This is a genomic window from Halobacillus sp. K22 (assembly GCF_052246795.1).
Lineage (GTDB): Bacteria > Bacillota > Bacilli > Bacillales > Halobacillaceae > Halobacillus.
Genome location: NZ_JBQQCN010000027.1, coordinates 14,219 through 28,412, shown reverse-complemented (window position 1 = coordinate 28,412; position 14,194 = coordinate 14,219). Strand labels below are relative to the sequence as shown.

Genomic DNA, 14,194 nt, shown 5'->3' with positions numbered 1-14,194 from the left:
ACGGATGACGAAAGGAATCTTAGGACGCAAAGTCGGCATGACTCAAATCTTTTCTGAAGACGGAGAGTTAATTCCAGTAACAGTTGTACAAGCTGAGCCGAACGTTGTTCTTCAAAAGAGAACAACAGAAAATGACGGCTATGAAGCCATTCAGCTTGGATTCGCTGATGAAAAATCAAATCGTTTGAAAAAAGCAGCCCAAGGTCATGCTGAAAAAGCAAACACAACACCTAAGCGCTACGTTCGTGAATTCCGTAATGCAAACCTTGATGACTATGAACTTGGTCAAGAGGTTAAGGTGGATATTTTCGAAGCTGGTGATGTAATTGATGTTACAGGAACTTCAAAAGGTAAAGGATTCCAGGGTGCGATCAAGCGCCACAACCAATCTACTGGTCCTATGACTCACGGTTCCCGCTATCACCGCCGTCCAGGTACAATGGGTCCAATTGATCCAAACCACGTACTAAAAGGCAAAAAATTGCCAGGACAAATGGGTAGTGAGACAGTAACACTTCAAAACCTTGAGATAGTAAGAGTTGACGCTGAACGTAACTTGCTTCTTATCAAAGGTAATGTACCAGGTGCGAAAAAATCGTACGTTAAAGTCTCAAGTGCAATCAAGGCTAGCAAATAATTAACGGAAGGGAGGATATGTCATGCCTAAAGTAGCACTATTAAACCAAAGCGGTTCTAATGTTGGAGAAGTTGAACTGAATGACACCGTATTTGGTATTGAACCTAATACTCACGTATTACACGAAACTGTGTTGATGCAGCGCGCGAATCTTCGCCAGGGCACACACAAAGTCAAAGGTCGTTCTGAAGTTAGCGGCGGTGGACGTAAGCCATGGCGCCAAAAAGGTACCGGCCGTGCACGTCAAGGATCCATCCGTGCCCCACAATGGGTCGGCGGTGGAACTGTATTCGGTCCGTCACCACGCAGCTACAGCTACACAATGCCTAAAAAAGTACGTCGCTTAGCTCTACAGTCTGCTTATTCTTCTAAGGTGAAAGAAGAGAACATCATTGTTCTTGAGAGTCTTTCTCTAGACGCTCCAAAAACTAAAGAAGTAGTAAGCCTGCTTAAAGCTCTCGATGTAAATGAGAAGGCATTGATTGTCACAGCGGAGAAAGATGAAAATGTAACTCTTTCTTCTAATAATATCCCTACAGTGAAAAGTTCATCTGTAGAAGAGGTAAGTGTGTTAGATTTACTAACGCATGACAAGCTGATCCTAACGAAGGAAGCAGCTGAAAAAGCAGGGGAGGTGCTCTCATAATGAAAGAACCACGCGATATTATTAAGCGCCCTGTCATAACTGAGCAATCTGCTGACCTTATGGGAGAAAAGAAATATACGTTTGAAGTTAGCCCAGCAGCTAACAAAACTGAAATTAAAAAAGCAGTGGAAGAAATCTTTGGTGTAAGTGTTGATTCTGTTAATACAATGAACATTAAAGGTAAATTCAAACGTATGGGTCGCTATGGCGGCTATCGTTCTGATCGTAAGAAAGCAGTAGTTACTTTGACTGAAGACAGTGAAGAACTAGAATTCTTTGAAGTATAAACTATAAATCTTAATTAAAAAGGAGGGAAAAAAGATGGCGATTAAAAAGTTCCGACCAATTACTAACGGTCGCAGACACATGTCAGTATCTGATTTCGCAGAAATTACCACTGACAAACCTGAACGCTCCCTTGTCACTCCACTTCATAAACGTGGTGGACGTAATAACCAAGGTAAGCTGACAGTTCGTCATCAAGGCGGAGGTCACAAGCGTCAATACCGTATCATCGACTTCAAACGTGATAAAGATGGAATACCTGGACGCGTTGCTACGATTGAATACGATCCAAACCGCTCCGCTAACATTGCGCTAATCAACTACGTTGATGGAGAAAAGCGTTATATCCTGGCTCCAAAAGGAGTTAAGGTAGGCATGGAAATCATTTCTGGTGTAGGTGCAGATATCAAACCTGGTAACTCACTTGCTTTGAAAGATATTCCTGTAGGTACAATCATTCACAACGTAGAACTTAAGCCTGGTCGTGGAGGGCAGCTTGTACGTTCTGCAGGCGCATCCGCTCAAATTCTAGGTCGTGAAGAGAAATACACTCTTGTTCGTTTAACTTCTGGTGAAGTTCGCCTCGTACTAAGCACTTGCCGTGCTACAATCGGTCAAGTCGGTAACCTTGAGCACGAACTAATCAGTGTTGGTAAAGCTGGACGCTCTCGCTGGCAAGGTAAGCGCCCAACTGTACGTGGTTCTGTTATGAACCCTAGTGATCACCCACACGGTGGTGGTGAAGGACGTGCACCAATCGGTATGCCTTCTCCAGTTACTCCATGGGGTAAACCAACTCTTGGGTACAAGACAAGAAAACGCAACAAGCAGTCTGATAAATATATCGTTCGTAGAAGAGGTAAAAAATAACGGGATTGTCGGGCGGGCGATAGTACCCGTCTTTCAATTGCGAAGGGAGGTTTATTCATGGGCCGCAGCCTGAAAAAGGGACCTTTTATAGATGATCATTTGATGAAAAAAGTTGAGAAGTTGAACGAAGACAATAAACACCAAGTGGTGAAGACATGGTCTCGTCGTTCTACAATCTTCCCTAACTTTGTCGGACACACAATTGCCGTTTATGACGGACGTAAACACGTACCAGTTTATGTGACAGAAGATATGGTCGGACATAAGCTAGGTGAATTCGCGCCAACCCGTACGTTTAAGGGACACTCTGGCGATGACAAGAAAACAAAACGCTAAGTAGAGAGGAGGCACTCTAATGCAAGCTAAAGCAGTTGCTAAAACCGTTCGCATCGCTCCTCGTAAAGCCCGATTAGTCATTGATTTGATTCGAGGTAAAGAGGTAGGTGACGCGCTCGCGACACTACGTTTGAAACAGCGCGGCGCATCTCCAGTAGTTGAGAAACTTCTTAACTCTGCGATTGCAAATGCAGAACACAATTATGAAATGGATCCGGAGAATTTATATGTTTCCGAAGCGTTTGTTAATGAAGGTGTAACTCTTAAACGTTTCCGCCCACGTGCAATGGGACGTGCAAGCCAAATTAATAAACGCACCAGCCACATCACAGTGGTCGTATCAGAAAAAAAGGAGGGATAATCAGTGGGTCAAAAAATTAATCCAGTAGGTCTTCGTATCGGCGTCATCCGTGATTGGGAATCCAAATGGTACGCTGGTAAAGACTACGCAGACTTGTTACATGAAGATATTAAGATTCGTGAATTTGTTGAAAAACGTCTAAAAGACGCTGCTATTTCTACTGTTGAAATTGAACGTGCAGCTAACCGCGTAAACATCACCGTACACACGGCTAAACCAGGTATGGTTATCGGTAAAGGCGGCTCTGAAGTTGAAGCTCTTCGTAAAGCTCTCAACAACTTGACCGGCAAACGCGTTCACATTAACATTGTGGAAGTTAAAAAGCCTGATTTGGATGCTACACTAGTAGCTGACAATATCGCTCGTCAGTTAGAAAACCGTGTTTCTTTCCGTCGTGCTCAAAAACAAACACTACAACGCGCTATGCGTGCAGGAGCAAAAGGTATTCGTACCCAAGTATCTGGTCGTCTAGGTGGCGCGGATATCGCTCGTGCAGAATATTACAGTGAAGGAACAGTACCACTACACACACTTCGTGCAGACATCGATTATGGAACTGCAGAAGCTGACACCACTTACGGAAAACTTGGTGTTAAAGTGTGGATCTACCGTGGAGAAGTCCTTCCAACTAAAACAGACAAGTAAGGAAGGGGGAAAAGCATTATGTTAATGCCAAAACGAGTAAAATATCGTAAACAACACCGTACTAGCTTAAAAGGCCGTGCGAAAGGCGGTACTGAAGTAGCATTCGGTGAGTATGGTTTGCAAGCTATCGACCCAGCGTGGATCACAGCCCGTCAAATTGAGGCATCGCGTATTGCGATGACTCGTTATATGAAACGTGGCGGTAAAGTATGGATCAAAATCTTCCCTGACAAGCCTTATACTGCTAAACCCCTAGAAGTTCGTATGGGTTCCGGTAAAGGTGCTCCAGAAGGTTTCGTAGCTGTAGTAAAACCAGGAAAAATCATGTTTGAAATCGCAGGAGTTTCTGAAGAGGTGGCTCGCGAAGCACTTCGCCTTGCATCTCACAAACTTCCGATTCGTACTAAATTTGTAAAACGTGAAGAAATTGGTGGTGAAATCAATGAAGGCTAATGAAATCCGTGAATTAACCACTGCCGAAATTGAACAAAAAGTTAAGTCTCTAAAAGAAGAACTTTTTAACCTGCGCTTTCAGCTGGCAACAGGTCAACTTGAGAACACTGCACGTATTCGTGAAGTTCGCAAGTCCATTGCACGTATGAAAACTGTTGCTCGTGAACGTGAGCTAGGCGTAAATAACTAATAGATGAGAGGAGGTCACCCTCACATGACTGAACGTAACAATCGTAAAGTTTACACTGGCCGTGTCGTATCTGACAAAATGGATAAAACCATCACTGTCGTAGTTGAAACTTACAAATTCCACAAACTTTATGGCAAACGCGTAAAGTATTCTAAAAAATTCAAGACTCATGACGAAAATAACCAGGCTAAAACTGGAGATGTAGTCCGTATTATGGAAACTCGTCCGCTTTCAGCAACGAAACGTTTCCGCCTGCTAGAAGTCGTAGAAGAGTCCGTAATTATCTAATTAAAGTTCGCTCGGAGTTAATCCGAAGGGAGGTTACATGGTATGATTCAACAGGAGTCTCGTTTAAAAGTTGCAGACAACTCTGGTGCTCGTGAAATCCAAACAATTAAAGTTTTGGGTGGATCTGGACGTAAAACAGCAAATATCGGTGACATTATTACCGCAACTGTGAAACAAGCAACACCAGGGGGCGTTGTTAAAAAAGGTGAGGTAGTGAAAGCAGTTATCGTACGTTCAAAAAGCGGTATGCGCCGTAAAGATGGTTCTTACATCCGTTTCGATGAAAACGCAGCAGTAATCGTTCGTGATGATAAAGGCCCGCGCGGTACTCGTATCTTTGGACCGGTAGCTCGTGAACTTCGTGAAGCTAAATTCATGAAGATCGTATCTCTAGCTCCAGAAGTATTATAATGTTTGAACGAAATGCCTTGGTAAGGAGGTGCGCGAAGCATGCACGTAAAAAAAGGTGACAAAGTAATGGTTATTACTGGTAAGGATAAAGGCAAGCAAGGAACTATCCTTGAAGCTTATCCTAAAAAGGAACGTGTTCTTGTTGAAGGTGTTAACGAAGTTAAAAAACACGCTAAACCATCTCAAGAAAACCCACAAGGTGGAATCCTGACACAGGAAGCACCTATCCACGTTTCTAACGTATTGCCGATCGATCCTAAAACTGGCGAACCAACTCGTGTTGGGTACAAAGTTGAGGACGGCAAGAAAGTTCGTATCGCGAAAAAATCTGGTGAAGCACTAGATAAATAATCCGGATAGGAAAGGAGGGCCACACGATGAACGAACTACAAAAGCAATATCAAGAAGAAATTGTTCCATCTTTGATGAACAAGTTTGAATATGAGTCAGTTATGCAGACGCCTAAAGTCGAGAAGATCGTTATCAACATGGGTGTTGGTGATGCTGTTCAGAACGCAAAAGCTCTGGATACAGCAGTAGAAGAATTAACATTAATTTCAGGTCAAAAGCCTGTAATTACGAAAGCTAAGAAATCAATCGCAGGTTTCCGTCTACGTGAAGGTATGCCTATCGGTGCAAAAGTTACCCTTCGCGGAGAGCGTATGTATGAATTCTTCCAAAAGCTTATCTCAGTATCTCTACCACGTGTGCGTGACTTCCGTGGTATTTCTAAAAAAGCTTTTGACGGACGTGGAAACTACACACTTGGCGTTAAAGAACAATTAATTTTCCCAGAAATTAATTACGATAAAGTAAATAAAGTGCGTGGTATGGACATCGTTATCGTTACAACAGCTGATTCTGACGAAGAAGCTCGTGAGCTATTGACTCAATTCGGTATGCCGTTTCAGAAATAACGATCTAACCATAAGGAGGGAAAATAGTGGCTAAAAAATCAATGGTCGCGAAACAGAAGCGTAACCAGAAGTATCAAGTACGTGAGTACACACGCTGTGAACGTTGCGGACGTCCTCACTCTGTACTTCGTAAGTTTAAGCTTTGCCGTATTTGTTTCCGTGAACTTGCATATAAAGGACAAATCCCTGGTGTCAAAAAAGCCAGCTGGTAAACCCGAGACAGGGAAGGAGGTAAATGAGTTATGACAATGACAGATCCAATTGCAGATATGCTTACGCGTATTCGTAACGCTAACATGGTACGTCACGAGAAGCTTGAGCTCCCAGCTTCCAACTTAAAAAAAGAAATTGCTGACATTCTAAAACGTGAAGGTTTTGTACGTGATTATGAATATGTTGAAGATAGCAAACAAGGCGTTCTTCGCATCTTCCTTAAGTACGGACAAAGCAACGAGCGCGTGATCAGCGGTGTTAAACGTATCAGTAAACCAGGACTACGTGTTTACGCAAAAGCTGATGAGCTTCCAAAAGTTCTTAATGGACTTGGTGTAGCCGTAGTATCTACTTCAAAAGGTGTATTAACAGATAAAGAAGCTCGCGAACAAGCCATCGGTGGCGAAGTCCTAGCTTACATCTGGTAGAAAATTCAGATCAGACAGGAGGTGCAAAGATATGTCTCGCGTAGGTTTAAAAACATTAGAAATTCCTGAAGGTGTAGAAATCAATCAGGCTAACAATACGATCACAGTAAAAGGTCCAAAAGGGGAATTGACTCGTACTTTCCACAAGGACATGACAGTGAAGATTGAAGATAATGTTCTTACAGTAGAGCGTCCTAGTGACCATAAAGAACATCGTGCTCTTCACGGTACTACCCGCAGCCTGATCGCTAACATGGTTGAAGGTGTTTCCAAAGGATACGAAAAATCCCTTGAAATTATTGGTGTAGGTTATCGTGCTCAAAAACAGGGAGAAAAAGTCGTTATTAACGCTGGCTATTCCCACCCTGTGGAAGTACCTAACCGTGAAGGTATTGAAATTGAAGTGCCTTCCAACACGAAGTTAACCATTAAAGGTATCGACAAAGAATTAGTTGGCGCTGTTGCGGCTAAAATCCGTGCAATCCGTCCACCAGAACCTTATAAAGGGAAAGGTATTCGTTACCAGGGTGAACGTGTACGCAGTAAAGAAGGTAAAACAGCTAAGTAAGATTCGTAGGTAATGTATAGAAAGGAGTGACCCAGATGATCACAAAGGCAGATAAAAATGTCGTTCGGAAAAAGCGTCATGCACGCGTTCGTAAAAATGTTTTCGGAACAGCTGAACGTCCGCGTTTGAACGTATATCGCTCTAACAAACACATTTATGCTCAATTAATCAATGATGAGAGCCAAGTAACTGTAGCGAGCGCATCTACTATGGAAAATGGCTTTGATCTTGACGTAACAGGTAACGTAGAAGCTGCTCAAAGAGTCGGTGAATTGCTTGCAAAGCGTGCGATCGATAACGGTTATGATATCGTAGTATTTGACCGCGGAGGTTACTTGTACCATGGACGTGTGAAAGCTTTAGCAGAAGCCGCGCGTGAAGCCGGCCTACAATTTTAATCGTTAAAGGAGGGACATGAATGAATACAAAAATTGACCCTAATAAATTAGATCTTGAAGAACGCGTAGTAACAATCAATCGTGTTGCAAAAGTAGTAAAAGGTGGACGTCGCTTCCGTTTTGCTGCATTGGTTGTTGTAGGAGATAAAAATGGTCATGTTGGTTTCGGTACAGGAAAAGCTCAAGAAGTACCTGAAGCTATCAAGAAAGCCATTGATGATGCTAAGAAAAACCTAATTACAGTACCAATTAAAGATACGACTATTCCACACGAGATCACTGGACGTTTCGGTGCAGGAAGCATCTTGATGAAACCAGCTGCTGAAGGTACTGGTGTCATCGCAGGTGGACCTGTCCGTGCGGTACTTGAGCTTGCAGGTGTACAAGACATCCTTTCTAAGTCACTAGGTTCTAACACACCTATTAACATGGTGCGTGCGACACTTACTGGACTTAGCGAGCTTAAGCGCGCAGAAGACGTTGCAAGACTTCGTGGGAAGTCCGTAGAAGAACTGTAGGATAAGGAGGGAAATATAATGGCTAAAAAACAATTAGAAATTACCCTCACGCGCAGTGTTATTAGTAGACCGAAGGATCAACGCTCTACTGTCAAGGCGTTGGGTCTGAATAAGATCCGTCAAACTGTCGTACTTGAAGATAACCCAGCGATCCGAGGTATGGCTAATAAGGTATCTCACCTTGTATCGATTAAAGAAGTTTAACTAGAAAAGAAATAAGGAGGTGCTCGCATGAAACTGCATGAACTAAAAGCGGCAAAAGGTGCTCGTAAAGAACGTAATCGTGTAGGTCGTGGAATGGCTTCTGGAAATGGTAAAACATCTGGTCGCGGTCACAAAGGACAAGGTCAGCGCTCTGGCAGCAAAACTCGTCCTGGCTTCGAAGGTGGACAAATGCCACTATTCCAACGCCTTCCAAAGCGTGGTTTCACTAACGTACACCGTAAGGAATTTGCGATTATCAACCTTGATGCTCTTAACCGTTTTGAAGAGGGAACAGAGGTTACTCCTGAACTATTGCTTGATTCTGGTGCGGTAAGTAACCAAAAATCTGGAATTAAAGTTCTTGGTAAAGGATCTATCGAGAAAAAACTTACAGTGAAAGCTCATAAGTTCTCTGCTTCAGCGAAAGAAGCAATTGAAGCAGCGGGCGGTCAAACTGAGGTGATTTAATGTTCCGTACAATCTCCAATTTTATGCGCGTGGGTGATATTCGACGGAAAATCTTCTTCACTTTAGCTATGCTGATCGTATTCCGGTTAGGGACATTCATCCCTGTACCATTTACAAACAGAGATGCTATTAACTTTATGGATGAACAAAACGCTTTTGGCTTTTTGAACACATTTGGAGGCGGGGCATTACAGAACTTCTCCATTTTTGCGATGGGAATCATGCCTTATATCACAGCCTCAATCATCATGCAATTGTTACAGATGGATGTTGTCCCTAAGTTTGCGGAATGGAAAAAGCAAGGTGAAGTCGGCCGTCGAAAATTAGCTCAGTTTACCCGCTATGGAACGATCGCTCTCGCTTTCATTCAGGCAATTGGAATGTCGATTGGTTTTAATGCTCTGGCAGGCGGTCAGTTGATCGCGGATCCGGGCGTAGCGAAATTCCTGATAATTGCTCTGGTATTAACAGGCGGAACAGCTTTCCTTATGTGGCTTGGTGAACAAATCACATCCCACGGCGTCGGAAATGGTATATCCATTCTGATCTTTGCGGGTATTGTAGCTGCGATTCCTACCGGTGTAAACCAGTTGTATGATCAGTATATCTCCGGTGCAGGAGAGCAACTGTTTATCAATCTTGTGATCATTGCATTAATCGCACTTGTTATAGTAGCCGTTGTAGTTGGAGTTATTTTCATCCAGCAGGCACTGCGTAAAATCCCTATTCAGTATGCCAAGAAACTGGTAAACCGTTCTCCTGTTGGAGGGCATTCAACACACTTGCCAATCAAGGTTAATGCTGCGGGAGTAATTCCAGTGATCTTTGCGATATCCTTTATTATCGCGCCTAGAACAGTAGCTGGATTCTTCGAAAATAGTGAAATAGCATCTGTTATTCAATATATCTTTGATTACCAGAACTGGCCTGGAATGATTATCTACGTGGCTTTGATCATTGCCTTCACTTATTTCTATACATTTGTACAGGTTAACCCTGAACAAATGGCAGAGAACTTGAAGAAGCAAGGCGGGTATATCCCGGGGATACGTCCTGGTGCGAATACAGAAACGTATTTGACGCGAGTGATGTACCGGTTAACGTTTGTAGGATCTATCTTCCTGGCAGCTGTCTCTATCCTGCCGATCATCTTAGGTTCTGTGGCACAACTGCCGCCAACCGTTCAAATTGGCGGAACCAGCTTACTCATCGTTGTTGGGGTTGCTCTGGAAATGATGAAACAGCTGGAAAGTCAGCTTGTGAAACGTCACTATAAAGGTTTTATTAAATAATTACCGAAGAACTAATGAATAATGAGAGCGAGGGGAACAAGTTGAACTTAATTCTGATGGGTCTTCCTGGTGCTGGTAAAGGTACTCAGGCAGAGAAGATAGTCGAAAAATATAACATCCCTCATATCTCAACTGGAGATATGTTCCGTTTAGCTATCAAAGAAGGAACAGCACTAGGTAAGGAAGCTAAATCATATATGGACAAAGGCGAATTGGTTCCAGATGAAGTTACAATCGGAATCGTTCGCGAGCGTCTGAGCAAACCGGATTGTAAAGAAGGCTTTCTTCTGGATGGCTTTCCGCGAACCATTGCTCAAGCTGACGCCCTTGAAAATTTATTAAGCGATATGGATGACACATTAGATCATGTGCTTCATATCGATGTTCCAAAAGACCAACTCATCGAGCGTCTGACTGGACGACGTATCTGCCCGACTTGCGGCGCCACTTATCATGTAGTATTTAATCCTCCAAAAGAGGAAGGGAAATGCGATCATGATGGCTCTGAGTTGATTCAACGAGAAGACGATCAGCCGGAAACTGTACGGAAGCGCCTTGAAGTGAATGTTGAACAACAACAGCCACTTCTAGACTTCTACCGTGATAAAGGATATTTAGTATCTTTTGAAGGGGATAAGGATATCAACGACGTATTCACTGACATTGATGGAGTACTTGGAGACCTATCTAAATGATTAGTTGTAAAACACCACGGGAATTAGATATCATGCGTGAAGCTGGCAGGATAGTCGCCTTAACGCACCAAGAGTTGGAGAGAAATATCCAGCCAGGGATTACGACTGGCGAATTGGATAAGATTGCTGATGATTTCATACGCAGTATGGATGCAATCCCATCTTTTAAAGGTTATAATGGATTCCGTGGTAGTATTTGCACATCGGTCAATGAAGAGCTCGTCCATGGAATACCCGGTGAACGGGTATTGGATGAAGGAGATATTATCAGTATTGATATTGGTGCCAAATACCAAGGTTATCATGGTGACTCGGCCTGGACTTATCCAGTCGGCACTGTAGATGATAAAGCATTGGATTTGCTAAAAGTGACAGAGACATCATTGTTCAAAGGACTTGATGAAGCAAACCCAGGTGAGCGCCTTTCAAATATATCCCATGCCATTCAAAGCTACGTGGAATCGAAAGGGTATTCGATTGTTCGTGAGTATGTTGGACACGGAGTAGGCAAGAAGCTTCATGAGGATCCCCAGATTCCTCATTACGGCCCGCCGAATAAAGGTCCACGTCTCAAGCCGGGAATGGTATTGGCTGTAGAGCCAATGGTTAATGCAGGGACACGTTATGTGAAAACTCTGGCTGATCGTTGGACTGTGGTCACAAAAGATGGTAAAATGTGTGCGCATTTTGAACACACCATCGCGATTACAGAAGAGGGTTACGAAGTATTAACAAAATCCTAAATGAAGGTGATCGTGTTTGAACGAATCTGAGTCGAGTCCACGAATAGGTCAAATTGTTCGTATTGTGCAGGGGCGTGAGGCAGGACAGTATGCGGTAGTTATCGATGTACTGGATGGCCGCTTTGTGCTGCTTGCCGACGGAGAGAAACGTAAGTATGATCGACCAAAGAAAAAGAATTTGCAGCATATTGAGCTTATGGATTTCATCTCTCCGGAAGTCCAGAACAGCCTTCTAGAAACTGGTCGTGTCACAAATGGCAAGCTTCGTTTTGCCGTATCAAAATATGTCAATGAAGCAGTGACTGATTTGAAGAAGGGAGATCAACTCGATGGCGAAAGACGATGTAATTGAAGTTGAGGGGACAATCGTTGAAACCTTACCTAATGCACAATTTAAGGTTGAACTCGAGAACGGTCATACCGTATTAGCGCACGTTTCTGGTAAAATTCGCATGCACTTCATTCGAATTCTACCAGGGGACAAAGTGACGGTTGAGCTATCCCCGTATGATTTAAGTAAAGGACGTATTACGTACCGTTATAAATAAAAACTCCGATCTTAAAGGAGGTATGGATGATGAAGGTAAGGCCTTCTGTAAAACCAATTTGCGAAAAATGCAAAGTCATCAAACGAAAAGGTAAAGTCATGGTAATCTGTGAAAACCCTAAGCATAAACAAAAACAAGGTTAATCTGAAGGAGGTGTACGTAGCACATGGCACGTATAGCAGGTGTAGACGTTCCGCGCGATAAGCGCATCGTCGTTTCATTAACTTATATCTATGGTGTTGGTAAATCACTAGCTGTTGAGATCCTGGCAGAAGCCGGAGTTTCAGAGAACACTCGTGTTCGCGATCTTACAGAAGACGAACTTGCTAAGATTCGTAAAGCAGTGGATAACCACAACGTTGAAGGTGATCTTCGCCGTGAGAACTCTCTAAACATTAAACGTTTGATTGAGATCGGTTCTTACCGTGGAATCCGTCACCGCCGCGGGCTTCCGCTTCGTGGACAAAAGACAAAAAACAACTCTCGTACACGTAAAGGCCCACGTCGTACAGTGGCCAACAAACGTAAATAAACGAAAGATAAAGGAGGTAAGCTAACCTTATGGCACGTAAAGGACACACACGTACTCGTAAACGTAAGGCGAAAAAGAATATAGAGTCGGGAATGGCACACATCCGCTCTACATTCAACAACACAATCGTTACGATCACTGATGTTCAAGGAAACGTCATCAGCTGGAGCAGTGCAGGTTCCCTAGGTTTCAAAGGATCCCGTAAATCTACTCCATTTGCTGCTCAAATGGCTTCAGAAGCTGCAGCGAAAGATGCTATGGACAACGGTATGAAAACATTAGAAGTTACAGTTAAAGGCCCAGGCGCAGGTCGTGAAGCAGCAATCCGTTCACTACAAGCAGCAGGTCTTGATATCACGGCAATCCGTGACGTGACTCCAGTTCCACACAATGGTTGCCGTCCACCAAAACGTCGTCGCGTATAATAGTTCTGAATAGAATTTGTCACCCTGTCTATAATGGGTTATGATAGGTTTTTAAAATCAAGCGCTTGTAGACAGTGAAAAAAGCAGTTGTCTTGTATCGGAACTGCCTACCTGAGGAATTTCGGTTAGACCAAAGTCTAACCGGGGTTTCGACGTTTTGAAGGAGGGTTTAGTGTAAATGATCGAAATTGAAAAGCCAAAAATTGAAACGGTTGAGATCAGCGATGAGTCCACTTTTGGTAAGTTCGTCGTAGAACCGCTTGAGCGTGGGTATGGTACAACTCTAGGTAACTCCTTGCGTCGTATCCTATTATCCTCACTTCCTGGCTCTGCTGTAACATCAGTTCAAATTGAGGGTGTTCTTCACGAATTCTCTACCATTGATGGTGTAGTAGAAGATGTAACTACTGTCATTTTGAATCTAAAGAAACTAGCTTTGAAAGTTTATTCTGACGAAGAAAAGACTTTGGAAATTGATGTACAGGGAGAAGGAAAAGTCACAGCTGCAGATATTACGCATGATAGTGATGTTGAAGTTCTTAACCCGGATCTTCATATCGCAACTTTGGATAGCACCGCTAATCTTCGCATGCGTATTACAGCGGAACGTGGTCGAGGATATCGACCTGCAGAAGGAAACAACCATGAGGACCTGCCAATTGGCGTAATCCCGGTTGATTCAATCTTTACGCCAGTATCCCGTGTAACGTATCAAGTTGAAAATACAAGAATTGGTCAAACTTCAAACTTCGATAAACTTACTTTGGACGTGTGGACAGACGGAAGCATTCGTCCAGAAGAAGCCATTTCTCTTGGAGCTAAGATCTATATGGAGCACCTCAATATCTTTGTCGGCTTAACAGATGAAGCTCAAAAGGCTGAAATCATGGTTGAGAAAGAAGAGGACCAAAAAGAGAAAGTTCTTGAGATGACGATTGAAGAGCTTGATCTTTCCGTTCGTTCATACAACTGCTTGAAGCGTGCTGGTATCAATACAGTACAGGAACTTGCGAATAAATCGGAAGAAGACATGATGAAAGTCCGTAACCTTGGACGCAAGTCACTTGAAGAAGTGAAGTACAAGTTGGATGAACTTGGACTAGGTTTAAGAAAAGAAGATTGA

Annotated in this window: 28 protein-coding genes and 1 pseudogene; all 29 read left to right on the top strand. The window is 43.2% G+C overall.

All coding sequences use genetic code 11. From position 1 onward, the window contains the following. Positions 1–4 precede the first annotated feature (4 nt). A complete protein-coding gene (gene rplC / locus ACTWPM_RS16840; RefSeq protein WP_443134175.1) occupies positions 5–637 on the top strand; it encodes a 50S ribosomal protein L3 in 633 nt (210 codons plus the stop codon). A gap of 22 nt (positions 638–659) precedes the next feature. Then, the gene (gene rplD, locus ACTWPM_RS16835) at positions 660–1,283 is read left to right on the top strand and encodes a 50S ribosomal protein L4 (protein ID WP_443134174.1); all 624 of its coding nucleotides are present in this window, start codon (positions 660–662) and stop codon (positions 1,281–1,283) included. Further along, positions 1,283–1,570: a 50S ribosomal protein L23 gene (gene rplW / locus ACTWPM_RS16830; RefSeq protein ID WP_443134173.1), complete on the top strand. Its 288-nt coding sequence runs from the start codon at positions 1,283–1,285 to the stop codon at positions 1,568–1,570. The genes rplD and rplW overlap by 1 nt, the downstream gene beginning before the upstream one ends. Positions 1,571–1,604: 34 nt before the next feature. Then, positions 1,605–2,438, top strand: coding sequence for a 50S ribosomal protein L2 (gene rplB, locus ACTWPM_RS16825; protein ID WP_443134172.1), 834 nt, complete (start codon positions 1,605–1,607; stop codon positions 2,436–2,438). A 57-nt stretch (positions 2,439–2,495) separates the two neighbouring features. Then, the gene (gene rpsS / locus ACTWPM_RS16820; protein WP_197318418.1) at positions 2,496–2,774 is read left to right on the top strand and encodes a 30S ribosomal protein S19; all 279 of its coding nucleotides are present in this window, start codon (positions 2,496–2,498) and stop codon (positions 2,772–2,774) included. Positions 2,775–2,793: 19 nt separating this feature from the next. Next, positions 2,794–3,135, top strand: a complete 342-nt coding sequence (gene rplV, locus ACTWPM_RS16815; RefSeq protein ID WP_443134171.1) for a 50S ribosomal protein L22 — start codon at positions 2,794–2,796, stop codon at positions 3,133–3,135. A gap of 3 nt (positions 3,136–3,138) precedes the next feature. Further along, positions 3,139–3,805, top strand: a pseudogene (gene rpsC, locus ACTWPM_RS16810) (30S ribosomal protein S3). After that, positions 3,799–4,233: a 50S ribosomal protein L16 gene (rplP, locus tag ACTWPM_RS16805; protein WP_224895885.1), complete on the top strand. Its 435-nt coding sequence runs from the start codon at positions 3,799–3,801 to the stop codon at positions 4,231–4,233. The pseudogene rpsC and the gene rplP overlap by 7 nt, the downstream one beginning before the upstream one ends. Then, positions 4,223–4,423, top strand: coding sequence for a 50S ribosomal protein L29 (gene rpmC, locus ACTWPM_RS16800; protein WP_008636054.1), 201 nt, complete (start codon positions 4,223–4,225; stop codon positions 4,421–4,423). Before rplP ends, rpmC begins: the two co-directional genes overlap by 11 nt. 24 nt (positions 4,424–4,447) lie before the next feature. Further along, positions 4,448–4,711, top strand: coding sequence for a 30S ribosomal protein S17 (rpsQ, locus tag ACTWPM_RS16795; protein WP_443134170.1), 264 nt, complete (start codon positions 4,448–4,450; stop codon positions 4,709–4,711). 42 nt (positions 4,712–4,753) lie between these two features. Continuing rightward, complete coding sequence (rplN, locus tag ACTWPM_RS16790) at positions 4,754–5,122, top strand: 50S ribosomal protein L14 (protein WP_014641430.1); 369 nt, start codon at positions 4,754–4,756, stop codon at positions 5,120–5,122. Between the two features lie 39 nt (positions 5,123–5,161). After that, complete coding sequence (gene rplX, locus ACTWPM_RS16785; RefSeq protein ID WP_089752384.1) at positions 5,162–5,473, top strand: 50S ribosomal protein L24; 312 nt, start codon at positions 5,162–5,164, stop codon at positions 5,471–5,473. 26 nt (positions 5,474–5,499) lie between these two features. Continuing rightward, positions 5,500–6,039, top strand: a complete 540-nt coding sequence (rplE, locus tag ACTWPM_RS16780) for a 50S ribosomal protein L5 (protein WP_014641432.1) — start codon at positions 5,500–5,502, stop codon at positions 6,037–6,039. Between the two features lie 26 nt (positions 6,040–6,065). Then, positions 6,066–6,251 carry a type Z 30S ribosomal protein S14 gene (locus tag ACTWPM_RS16775; RefSeq protein WP_014641433.1) on the top strand — a complete coding sequence of 62 codons (186 nt, stop codon included), beginning with the start codon at positions 6,066–6,068 and terminating at the stop codon, positions 6,249–6,251. A 30-nt stretch (positions 6,252–6,281) separates the two neighbouring features. After that, complete coding sequence (rpsH, locus tag ACTWPM_RS16770; RefSeq protein ID WP_443134169.1) at positions 6,282–6,680, top strand: 30S ribosomal protein S8; 399 nt, start codon at positions 6,282–6,284, stop codon at positions 6,678–6,680. A gap of 31 nt (positions 6,681–6,711) precedes the next feature. Beyond that, entirely contained in the window at positions 6,712–7,248 is a 537-nt protein-coding gene (gene rplF / locus ACTWPM_RS16765; RefSeq protein WP_443134168.1) for a 50S ribosomal protein L6, read from the top strand. A 35-nt stretch (positions 7,249–7,283) separates the two neighbouring features. Then, positions 7,284–7,646, top strand: coding sequence for a 50S ribosomal protein L18 (gene rplR, locus ACTWPM_RS16760; protein ID WP_443134167.1), 363 nt, complete (start codon positions 7,284–7,286; stop codon positions 7,644–7,646). A gap of 20 nt (positions 7,647–7,666) precedes the next feature. Continuing rightward, on the top strand, positions 7,667–8,164 hold the full coding sequence (gene rpsE / locus ACTWPM_RS16755) for a 30S ribosomal protein S5 (RefSeq protein WP_443134166.1): 498 nt from the start codon (positions 7,667–7,669) through the stop codon (positions 8,162–8,164). An 18-nt stretch (positions 8,165–8,182) separates the two neighbouring features. Next, a complete protein-coding gene (gene rpmD / locus ACTWPM_RS16750) occupies positions 8,183–8,368 on the top strand; it encodes a 50S ribosomal protein L30 (protein ID WP_014641438.1) in 186 nt (61 codons plus the stop codon). Positions 8,369–8,395: 27 nt separating this feature from the next. Then, positions 8,396–8,836, top strand: coding sequence for a 50S ribosomal protein L15 (gene rplO, locus ACTWPM_RS16745; RefSeq protein ID WP_443134165.1), 441 nt, complete (start codon positions 8,396–8,398; stop codon positions 8,834–8,836). Next, positions 8,836–10,128 carry a preprotein translocase subunit SecY gene (secY, locus tag ACTWPM_RS16740; protein WP_443134164.1) on the top strand — a complete coding sequence of 431 codons (1,293 nt, stop codon included), beginning with the start codon at positions 8,836–8,838 and terminating at the stop codon, positions 10,126–10,128. The genes rplO and secY overlap by 1 nt, the downstream gene beginning before the upstream one ends. Before the next feature lie 41 nt (positions 10,129–10,169). Further along, complete coding sequence (locus ACTWPM_RS16735; protein ID WP_443134163.1) at positions 10,170–10,823, top strand: adenylate kinase; 654 nt, start codon at positions 10,170–10,172, stop codon at positions 10,821–10,823. Then, complete coding sequence (gene map, locus ACTWPM_RS16730; protein WP_443134162.1) at positions 10,820–11,566, top strand: type I methionyl aminopeptidase; 747 nt, start codon at positions 10,820–10,822, stop codon at positions 11,564–11,566. The genes ACTWPM_RS16735 and map overlap by 4 nt, the downstream gene beginning before the upstream one ends. A 16-nt stretch (positions 11,567–11,582) precedes the next feature. After that, on the top strand, positions 11,583–11,918 hold the full coding sequence (locus tag ACTWPM_RS16725; RefSeq protein WP_014641443.1) for a KOW domain-containing RNA-binding protein: 336 nt from the start codon (positions 11,583–11,585) through the stop codon (positions 11,916–11,918). Then, entirely contained in the window at positions 11,896–12,114 is a 219-nt protein-coding gene (gene infA / locus ACTWPM_RS16720; RefSeq protein WP_422165908.1) for a translation initiation factor IF-1, read from the top strand. Before ACTWPM_RS16725 ends, infA begins: the two co-directional genes overlap by 23 nt. A gap of 29 nt (positions 12,115–12,143) precedes the next feature. Then, complete coding sequence (gene rpmJ, locus ACTWPM_RS16715; protein ID WP_002509257.1) at positions 12,144–12,257, top strand: 50S ribosomal protein L36; 114 nt, start codon at positions 12,144–12,146, stop codon at positions 12,255–12,257. 23 nt (positions 12,258–12,280) lie between these two features. Beyond that, positions 12,281–12,646, top strand: coding sequence for a 30S ribosomal protein S13 (rpsM, locus tag ACTWPM_RS16710; protein ID WP_443134161.1), 366 nt, complete (start codon positions 12,281–12,283; stop codon positions 12,644–12,646). 29 nt (positions 12,647–12,675) lie between these two features. Further along, on the top strand, positions 12,676–13,071 hold the full coding sequence (gene rpsK / locus ACTWPM_RS16705; RefSeq protein WP_089752391.1) for a 30S ribosomal protein S11: 396 nt from the start codon (positions 12,676–12,678) through the stop codon (positions 13,069–13,071). 178 nt (positions 13,072–13,249) lie between these two features. After that, positions 13,250–14,194 (top strand): DNA-directed RNA polymerase subunit alpha, encoded by a 945-nt coding sequence (locus tag ACTWPM_RS16700; protein WP_014641447.1) that lies wholly within the window; start codon positions 13,250–13,252, stop codon positions 14,192–14,194.